1 protein-coding gene and 1 pseudogene are annotated in these 2,197 nt (G+C 50.2%); both read right to left on the bottom strand.

The features are described 5' to 3' along the window. Positions 1-21 precede the first annotated feature (21 nt). Positions 22-1,119, bottom strand: coding sequence for a polysaccharide biosynthesis/export family protein (locus AC58NV_RS23500; protein WP_497229301.1), 1,098 nt, complete (start codon positions 1,117-1,119; stop codon positions 22-24). Between the two features lie 547 nt (positions 1,120-1,666). Further along, positions 1,667-2,101, bottom strand: a pseudogene (locus AC58NV_RS23495) (integrase core domain-containing protein); the annotation flags it as partial. Positions 2,102-2,197: the final 96 nt, after the last annotated feature.

Here is a 2,197-nt window from a genome sequence, read left to right as displayed (position 1 = left end):
AGTAGGAAAATTTTTTACCCTTCACCCTCCAAGAGATTTGACACCACTCGAAAGTGTTCCAATTGGCGACACGAAGAGCGAAATCGACTTTGCCCAATTCGCGTAAGGGGCCTCAGTGACATAGAGTGTATCTCCATCTCGAATAGAGAAATCACGGGCAAGAAAAAGTCCATCTAATTCAGCCAAATTAAAAACATACACGATGCGCTGCGGTTCCGAAAAATCACTTCTTCTCAAAATCTCGTTGGCAATATTTGCGGGCTCATTACGTAAAATGAAAACTCCAGTTGCATCCGAAGCTGTGGAAACTAGGCCGCCAATCTGTGCAATCGCCTCAAGGACGGAAAGGCTTTGAGTTTCAATCCGTACTCTCCGTTGCGACGACGTAGCTCCAAATGTAATAAAAGTTCGGACGTCTTCCTGCACGAGGATTCGGTCCCCACCGCGAAGTGCTATGTTCATCTTTGTGTTGTCGTACAAATCTTGTAGCCAGACTTTCCCCCTTTCTTCCCCGCGGATTACTGTTACTTGAGCAGCTTCCGGCGGGATAGTAGCACCCCCTGCGCGTGCCAACATATTAGCCAGTGTTCGGGTCGAGGATCCAATCCGATAGACACCTTGAACACCAACCGCACCCATCACACTGACGACAGCTCCGTCCCCGACGAGGCGCCTAACTTGTACTTGAGGGGCGGGCGTCTGGTTTTCTAGCTCACGGGTAATGGTCTGTCGAAGCTGTTCAACAGTTTTGCCGGATGCGTGCAGACGGCCTGCATACGGCACGAAGATATGACCAGTGTTATCCACTTGCAGCTCTTCCAAATTAGAGGAATTTGCGCTTTCTGGTGCCAGGAGCCCATTGTCAATATTCTCCCATATCGTTAAAGTAAGATTGTCTCCAGGCAGAATGACATCTGCGGACACTTCCTCCCCAGACAAAAAGCTTGCTGGGAACTCTGAATACAGCTTAGTGGTTGAGGCTTGCACTACCCGACTATCTACATCAACTACAAAGGCATCGCTTTCCGTTAATGTAACTTGCCGTTTGTTTGGCCCGACACCAGGCAAGCCACACGAAGCTATTAAAAAGAGCGCGATGAACACTACTGCAGCGCGCATCCTTCGGCAACAAAAACGTTTCACAAGTTGATGCTCCTACCCAGCAAGCCAAGCCCCCATACTTTTAGGCTTCCCGATGGGAAGTATTCTCGACACTCCATAGAGGTGCCTCGGTTTGAAATGATATCTTGGCCTTGTGGGTTCTTCCGATAGTCGCGCATAGCGCAGAGAAGGACTTTACAAGAATCCCAATGCGCACTTCTGATTCATCGGCATGCATCAGCCAAACAAAGTCCTTCCACCAGCCGACCTAAGCCCATAGCAATATTTTTCTCGTTTAGATTATTTTCCTGAGAAAATGCTATCGAAGGCGACTCTTCGCAACCTAGAACAATTTTGGTGTTATCAATTAGCCGATAGCAAGCTAAAGTACATCCATTGGCTCGACATCTTTACACTAAGCCGACGTTTAAAAAATTTTCGAATGAACATTGATCGTGATGTGACCCCCGAAATCACCCTCGGTTTCAATTAGAGTTTTCCGCAGAGTGATGTGCTACCCAACGTGCCCTCGGCCGTTGTTAGAATTTCCGCGGTTCCATCAGGTTCACGGGCTGGTGTCGTGAACTGATTTCATCAGGTCTGCCGGGACCTTGTTCCCGATAGCCCCGTGCGGGCGTTCTTCATTGTAGTCTCTACGCCAAGCCTCCAACTTTTCGGCTGCATCTTCAAGGCTCATGAACCAGTGCGCGTTCAGGCACTCCGCCCGGAGCCGGCCATTGAACGCCTCGAGGAAGGCGTTGTCGGCAGGTTTACCCAGACGGGAGAAGTCCAATGTCACGTCGTTAGCATAGGCCCAAAGGTCCATATCCTTGGAGATGAACTCGCTGCCCTGGTCAACACGGATAGTGATCGGGTAGCCGGTGCGCTTGCATACTTGCTCAAGCGTCGCGACTATGTCCTCCCCGCGATATGTGAACCGCGCATCAAGCACCGGGACATAGCGTGAGAAGGTGTCGACGACCGTCAGAACCGGAATTTTCCGTGTTCAGTCCCGGCATGTGGTGGTCTACTGATCTCTGACCATCAAGAGGATGCACTATGGGACAAATACTTCACGGGTGCGCCAAGACCACGT

Source organism: Leisingera sp. ANG49 (assembly GCF_059694505.1).
This window is presented reverse-complemented; position numbering and strand designations above follow the sequence as displayed.